General features: G+C 71.5%; 4 protein-coding genes and 1 CRISPR repeat array. Of the genes, 1 reads left to right on the top strand and 3 read right to left on the bottom strand.

The genetic code is table 11. The features are described from left to right. Window positions 1–519: 519 nt before the first annotated feature. Window positions 520–1585: direct repeats of the CRISPR family, unit length 29 nt; unit sequence GGGACCACCCCCGCACGCGCGGGGACCAC. Window positions 1586–2301: 716 nt separating this feature from the next. Next, complete coding sequence (locus AB0I49_RS35050; RefSeq protein ID WP_363231248.1) at window positions 2302–3435, bottom strand: serine hydrolase domain-containing protein; 1134 nt, start codon at window positions 3433–3435, stop codon at window positions 2302–2304. Between the two features lie 215 nt (window positions 3436–3650). Then, the gene (locus AB0I49_RS35045) at window positions 3651–4574 is read right to left on the bottom strand and encodes an alpha/beta hydrolase (RefSeq protein WP_363231247.1); all 924 of its coding nucleotides are present in this window, start codon (window positions 4572–4574) and stop codon (window positions 3651–3653) included. 132 nt (window positions 4575–4706) lie between these two features. Here AB0I49_RS35045 and AB0I49_RS35040 point away from each other — a divergent pair, with 132 nt between their 5' ends. Continuing rightward, on the top strand, window positions 4707–5171 hold the full coding sequence (locus AB0I49_RS35040) for a MerR family transcriptional regulator (protein WP_363231246.1): 465 nt from the start codon (window positions 4707–4709) through the stop codon (window positions 5169–5171). 215 nt (window positions 5172–5386) lie between these two features. On the opposite strand, the gene AB0I49_RS35035 is transcribed toward AB0I49_RS35040, so the two are convergent. Then, a complete protein-coding gene (locus AB0I49_RS35035; RefSeq protein WP_363231245.1) occupies window positions 5387–6595 on the bottom strand; it encodes a hypothetical protein in 1209 nt (402 codons plus the stop codon). Window positions 6596–6949 lie beyond the last annotated feature (354 nt).

Raw genomic sequence — 6949 nt, 5'->3', positions numbered from 1 at the left:
TCAGGGAGCGCTCACCGACAACAGGTGCACGCCCCGGGCAGAGCCCCGCGCGTTCCACACGCGCGACCGGCTACACCACTCGACGGGACGCCATCCGCCGACAGGGTGCCGGAGGCGCCGAGCTTCGCCGAACAGCAATGGTGCCACCGTACGGACCAACCCTCGTCGCCACCGGCCCGGTTCGCGACCTGCTAAGGCCCCGGCAGCGAACACGTCTCCCGCCCCGTAGTCGACGAGACCCACTGCGGCCCCTGCCGCCAGACCCGCACCGAGGCCGCTTTCTCCGCACGCCGCGCCGCCGGGGCAGTCTGACGGCTGGCGGGTGGCCCTGGTGCCCGGGGCGGCCGGCGGGTGGTGTGGGTTCCTGCGAGCGGCGCTCGGTGGTGGGGGCCTGGCGCTGGTGCGGGGAGTGCTGCGCAAGGTGGGTGGGCGAAGCTGGCGGGTGGGGGTGTCGGTTCGTCTGGGGCCCCGCATGCGCGGGGACCACAGGAAGTACTTGAGGGCGGCCGACTGGGCTTTGGGACCATCCCCGCACGCGTGGGGACCGCATCGGCCTGCGCCGCCCTGGTGCCATCTGCCAGGGACCACCCCCGCACGCGCGGGGACCACGCAATCATCCGCAAGTTGGAGCGGACCGAGCGGGGACCACTCCCGCACGCGCGGGGACCACCCGGAGCCGACCTGGCCGACCAACAGGGCGCAGGGACCACCCCCGCACGCGCGGGGACCACGCGCGTCTCCTGTTCCGAGAGTGCTGCGCCGGGGGACCACCCCCGCACGCGCGGGGACCACGTCACGTAGATCGTCACGTCGTCGGTGGTGCGGGGACCACCCCCGCACGCGCGGGGACCACCGGCTGGGCGGCCTGTCCATGGACGGCGCCGCGGGACCACCCCCGCACGCGCGGGGACCACCGGGCCTTCAGTGACAGCGGACAGCCCTACCAGGGACCACCCCCGCACGCGCGGGGACCACGGGTCCGTACTGGAGAGGTCATCTTCCGTGATGGGACCACCCCCGCACGCGCGGGGACCACGCCGCTATCTCACCAGGCGAACGCGCCACGTAGGGACCACCCCCGCACGCGCGGGGACCACCTGGGCTGAAATTGCCCGTCCGCTTGTGCACAGGGACCACCCCCGCACGCGCGGGGACCACTGAGGACTTCGTGGCCGTAATGCCGGACAACAAGGACCACCCCCGCACGCGCGGGGACCACGACGACGAGGACCGGCGGCGGGGTGGTCAATCGGGACCACCCCCGCACGCGCGGGGACCACGTGCAGTCGCAGCCGGCCCAGAGCGTCCACCGGGGACCACCCCCGCACGCGCGGGGACCACTGCGCCGTGAGCGGGACGAGCTGCACCGTCACGGGACCACCCCCGCACGCGCGGGGACCACCGCCGCCACCGGCGCGGGCCCCGCGCACAGCAGGGACCACCCCCGCACGCGCGGGGACCACCATCTTGCACAGATACGCCAGGAACCTGCGCAGGGACCACCCCCGCACGCGCGGGGACCACTGGCTGAGTGCCCAGTGGATGGCCGGGGCCCGGGGACCACCCCCGCACGCGCGGGGACCACAAGGCGCGACCTGCTGTTTCAGGTCGGGAGGTATTGGCTTTACCCACTAATGCAGATTCCGGCATACGGTGCAAACCCCCTGCTCGCTGGCCCAGGATCGTCTGTTGGGACAACGCAAGCAGTCCCATCGGAGTGCCCGCAATACCAGTCGCGACGGCGATCGTCGGAAGTCGTCATCCCCTTGCCTCAACGTCATGCCTGGGCGTAGCCGAGGTCCAGGAGTCGGCCGGGGCCGTTGCCGAGTGGTTTGTCGCGTGGGTCCGCGTGGCGGCTGATCTGTGGGGCGCGCTCACCACCAGGTAGTCCGAAGGGGTGCGGCGGTACGCGCCGGGGTTCGTGTGTCGTCGGCTCGGTGGCAGGTTGCCGGAGGTGCTGAGGTTCGGCGAGTGGCAGTGGCGTTCGTGCCCTGCTCAAACGGCGCCGCCGCCGTCGTCGCCCGCCCGGTAGTGAACGCGTCTTCCGGCCCGTAGCCGACGAGACGTACGCACCGCGGCCCCCGTCGGCAGGGTCGGGTCGAGGCAGCCAACTCCGCTGATCGGCACCGTTGCGGCGGTCCGGTGAGTGGCGCAGGGCATCAGTGCCAGGACTTCTCCGCGCCCCCAACGCACCCCCCGCGCGGCCGAAGGCTTGGAAGCGTACCCACAAGTCGCCCCCGGCGTCCGAAGACCAGCAGGCATGAAAAGAGCGCTCAAGTGCTCGCCCCCGCACCGCAGTTGTCACCCCAACGCGTCATACACAGCCCGGACATACGTGGCGCTGCGGGGGGAGCCGAGGATGCCTGGGGACATGCGGTTCATCATGTAGGAGATCGTCATGCGGCGGTCCAGGTCCATGATGATCATGGAGCCGCCCCAGCCTCCCCAGAACGCGATCCGCCCGTCGGGGATCCAGGGGAGGGCCCGTGGCTGGGGGAGGGCGTAGCCGATGCCCCAGCGGAGGGGGAGGCCGTTGACCAGGTCGGTGCCGTCGGCCTGGACGTTGAAGATCGTGTCGATGGTCTTCGGGCCGATCAGCCGGGCGCCGTCGGTCTCGCCGCCGCGGGCCAGGACGGAGAGGATGCGGGCGACGGAACGGGCGTTGCCGTGGCCATTGGCCGCGCCGATGTCGGCGGCCCGCCACTGCGGGGTGTTGGCGACGGCCGCGTCCACGGCCGGGCCGTTCATGGCCTTGGCGGCGGGGCTGCCCGACGGCAGGACCAGGGAGGACGGGGGCGGCGGTATCACGTCGGCGATGTGGTGCCAGTCGCGCTCGTCCGCTCCGAGGCGGAAATCCGCGTCGAGCGGTCCCGCGATCTCCTCGGCGATGAATTCCTTGAGGGCGCGGCCGGTTGTGCGGCGGACGAGTTCGCCGATCAGGTGCCCGTAGCTGAAGACGTGGTAGCCGGACGCCGTGCCCGGACGCCACCACGGTGCCTGCCGGGCCAGGCGGGTGGCGGTCTCCTCCGTGTCGTAGAGGTCGGCGACCGTGGCCGGCCCGTCGAGGCCGGCCACGCCGGAGGTGTGCGAGAGCAGGTGCCGGACCTCCACGTCCTCCTTGCCGCTGGCCGCGAACTCGGGCCAGTAGCGCGCCACGGGCGCGTGGACGTCGAGGTCGCCGCTGTCTACGAGCATGAGAGCGGCGAGGCTGGTTACGGTCTTGGTTACGGACCACACGTTGGTGACGGTGTTCTCGTCCCACGCGAGGGTGCGGGCGGCGTCGCGGTGGCCGCCCCAGAGGTCGACGACGCGCTCGCCGTCGACGTCGACGACCAGCGAGGCGCCGAGCTCCTCGCCGGAATCCACGTTCTGCTGCAACGCGGCCCGTACGGCGTCGAAACGGGGTTGACGGGTGGTGCCGTGCACATCGGTCATGGCCGGCGCCTTTCTCCTGACATGCCGGGGGGCTTCTACTTGCTGGCTGGCTGGCTGGGACTTGCCGGGGCTCGCTGGGAGGGGCCGGCTGGGGCCCGTACGGTGATGGGCCGGTGGGGGCCCGTACCGCGACGGTCCGGTGGGGGCCCGTACCGCGACGGTCCGGTGGGGCCGCGCGTGACGGACCGGGCCTCCCGCCGCATGGCCTCAGCGCCTCATGCCGCCGGAAGGTGTTCCTCCGCGAAGGCGACGGCGTCGGCGACCGCCTTGCCCGCGGCGGGGTGGTGTCCGACGACCAGGGGCCACACGTGCCCCATCCCCGGTGCGACGTCCAGGCGGACCTGCACGGCGTCATCGGCCAGCTTCGCGGCCAGCCGGATGGCGTCGCTGAGCATCACCTCGTGCCCGCCGATCTGGATCAGGACCGGGGGCAGTCCGCGGGTGTCGGCGAAGACCGGCGAGGCCAGCGGGCTGCTCAGCGGGGCGTTGCCGAGGGCGATGGCCGCGGCCTGGCGCAGCCCCGCGCGGCTTACGGACGGGTCGACGCCGTCGAGCGTGACCATCGAGGCCCCGGTGTGTTCGAGGTTGGCCCAGGGCGAGATGGCTATCGAGGCGGCCGGCAGCTCAAGCCCCAGGTCACGGGCGGCGACCAGGGAGCTGACCGCCATCGCGCCACCGGCGGAGTCGCCGGCGACCACGACGTTCTGCGGCGCGACGCCCTGTGCCAGGAGCCAGCGGTAGGCCGTCACGGAGTCGTCGACGGCGGCGGGGAAGACGGCGTCGGGCGCGAGCCGGTAGTCCGGCACGAGGACGCGGGCGCGCAGCCGCCGGGCGAGAGTCCCGGCCAGGCCGCGGTAGCCCTGCGGGTCCCCCGCGAGGTAGCCGCCGCCGTGCAGGTAGACCAGGTGCCGACCGGGTACGGCGTTTTCGGGGACCGCGATTTCGGCGGGCACCCCATCCGCGTCCACGGACTCGAAGGTCACGCCCTCCGGCGGCGGGAAGAACTCCTGGAAGAACTTCCGGTAGCCGAGCCGGACGGCCTCCAGGCTCTCGGACCCCTCTCCGGCGGCCGCGCCGAAGACGAGGCCGCTCTGCTTCGCCCACTCCTGGTAGAAGCCGTGGACATCGAACGAAGCCATGGGAGTTCTCCTCATCAACGAGTGTGAGCGGCTGCGTTCCAACCGCTCTGCGAGTCTCCGACCCTCACATCGATGTGAAGGTCAAATAGGCGGCCCGCGAGCCCCGGCCGGGGCCGTCATAGGCTCGGTCCCATGAAGATCGGAGAGCTGGCGGAACGGACCGGAGCCTCCCGGAGACTGCTGCGCTATTACGAGGAGCAGCAGCTCATCTCGCCGGGCCGTTCCGACAACGGCTACCGCGAGTACGCGGAATTCCACGTGGGCCGCGTCATGCAGATCAAGGGACTGCTCGACGCCGGACTGCCCACCCGGATCATCCGCCAGATCCTGCCGTGCCTGGCGCAGCCCAGGAGCATCTACTTCGACGGCCTGACCCCGGAAATGGTCGCCATCCTGGAGCGCGAACACGACCACCTGACCCAGCGCATCGACTGCCTGACCCGCAACCGGGACTCGATCGCCGACTACTTGGAGACGGTCCGCCGCATGCAAGCGGCCGACGACGCGATCGGCCACGTGAACGGTGACGTGACCGGCGACGCGGTCGACCAGGTGACCGGCGACGCGATCGACCACGCGGCCGACCGCGCCGCCTGAAGTGCCCGGGGTCGGGGCGCGGCCGAGCGGTCCGGCAATAGCGGCCCAATCCGCCCCCCAGCGCACGTCAGCCAATGCCACACCCGGGCCGACAATCCAGTGACCTGAACGAAACAACCTGCAACCTGCAACCGGGGCCTAGCCGCGCTGCCTGGCTTCCATGGTGACGGCCAGAGCGAACAACAAATGCAGGTCGACGGCGTCCTCGTGCACGGTCAGCGACCGTCGAGAAGGGCGACCGCTTCGGCGAAGTCGGCATGCGCGGGTTCGAAGGATCGTGCCGCGACGAGGAACATCGACCGGTCGGTGAGGGCGCGGGCGAGGCGTGCGTGGTCGTCGGGCAGGCGGCGGGCGAGCGTCACCCCCTCGTCGAAGTGCGGCGTGAACCGGTCCTTGAACAGGTAGGGGTGGTCGCCTTCGCGGACGGCCGCGCGGATGCCGATTCTGCGTTGGACGTCGACCAGTTCGGGCAGCTGACCGGTCCCGCGCAGTCTCGCCGCCTCCGCTTCGAGGGCCGGCAGCATGCCGAGAAAACCGTCCCGCACATCGCCCGACCACGGGGGCTCCGTGCCGAACGGCGGCATCGGGGACTCGGGGCTCGCGGCGGGTTCGGCTGCCCGCCCCGACAGGACGAAGAGCGTCCTCCACCACCCCAGGATGCAACTCCAGTTCTTCGGCTCGCCCGTGGTCGCGAGCTCCTCCAGAACGCTCAAGGCCTCTCGCCGGGCGGCCGCGGCACTCGCCTCGTCCCCGACGGCCTCCCGCATCCGAGAGAAGTGAACCAACTCCCAGGTGAGTATCGCCAGAGCGGTGCGCTGTTCGGCCGCCTTGCGCCGGGTCTCCTCAAGGAGCTCGCGGAAGACGGCTGATGCGGCGTCGTGGAGCCCGGCGCCCTCCAGGTTCGCCGCCCACCGGACCATGTTCCAGAAGGAGTGCTCCGGGATTCCGTTCCGGGCGGCCTCTTCGTCGAGCTCCGCGGCCTCCCTGAAGCGCCCCTCCTCGGCCAGGACGTTCGCCAGGGGCTCGCTTCGGCCGGCCTCGGCCAGCTCCTCACAGATTGCGCGTCCTTCCGCCCTGTGCCCGAGGGCGAACAACGAAGCTTGATAGGCGTCCAGGGCCCGCTGCAACCGCTCCGCCCGCTGCAACCGCTCCGTCCGATGCGGCTGCTCCGCCCGGTTCGGCGCCTCGGCCTCCATCGTGCGAGCGGCCCGGGAAGCCTCGGCGGCGAGCATGAGGTCCGCCTTCGGGTCCCGGCTCTCGTGGCGCAGCGCGAGCAGGGCGTCCACCAACTTCGGCACGTACACCTTCGGGCTCACCTCGGCCAGGACCCGGTACGCGCCGACCAGTTCGGCCCGACTCGGTCGGCCGGACCCCAGTAGCAGCACGCGGGCCCGAAGCACCGCGTCGTGATCGATCGTCACCATTCCCCCTGTCTGCGGATGACGCACGAAGGAGATTCTGAGATGTGGGGAACGGACCGGACAAGCCTCGCGAACTGTGCGTTCCGTCCTACGAAAAACGGCGCTGACCTGTCATGATGAACCTGCTTTCGCCCTGAATCCACGAGTGGGGACCCACACGGGGCGCCTCCCGCATCGCGCACAGCGGGGCCGCATCCGGCACGGCCGGCGTCTCGGGCAGCGGTTGACCGGGCGGGCGAAGCCGGGTTCCGACGTCCGCTGCGTGCCGTACCCCATTACCACCCCATCACCACGTTCGTGCTGGGGGGTGCCCCGAGATCGTAGAGACGAAAACGACGACCCTCGTCTCAACCACTC

It is taken from the genome of Streptomyces sp. NPDC050617 (assembly GCF_040654795.1).
GTDB lineage: Bacteria > Actinomycetota > Actinomycetes > Streptomycetales > Streptomycetaceae > Streptomyces.
Note: the sequence above shows the minus strand (reverse complement) of the source record. Positions and strands in the feature narration are given on the sequence as shown.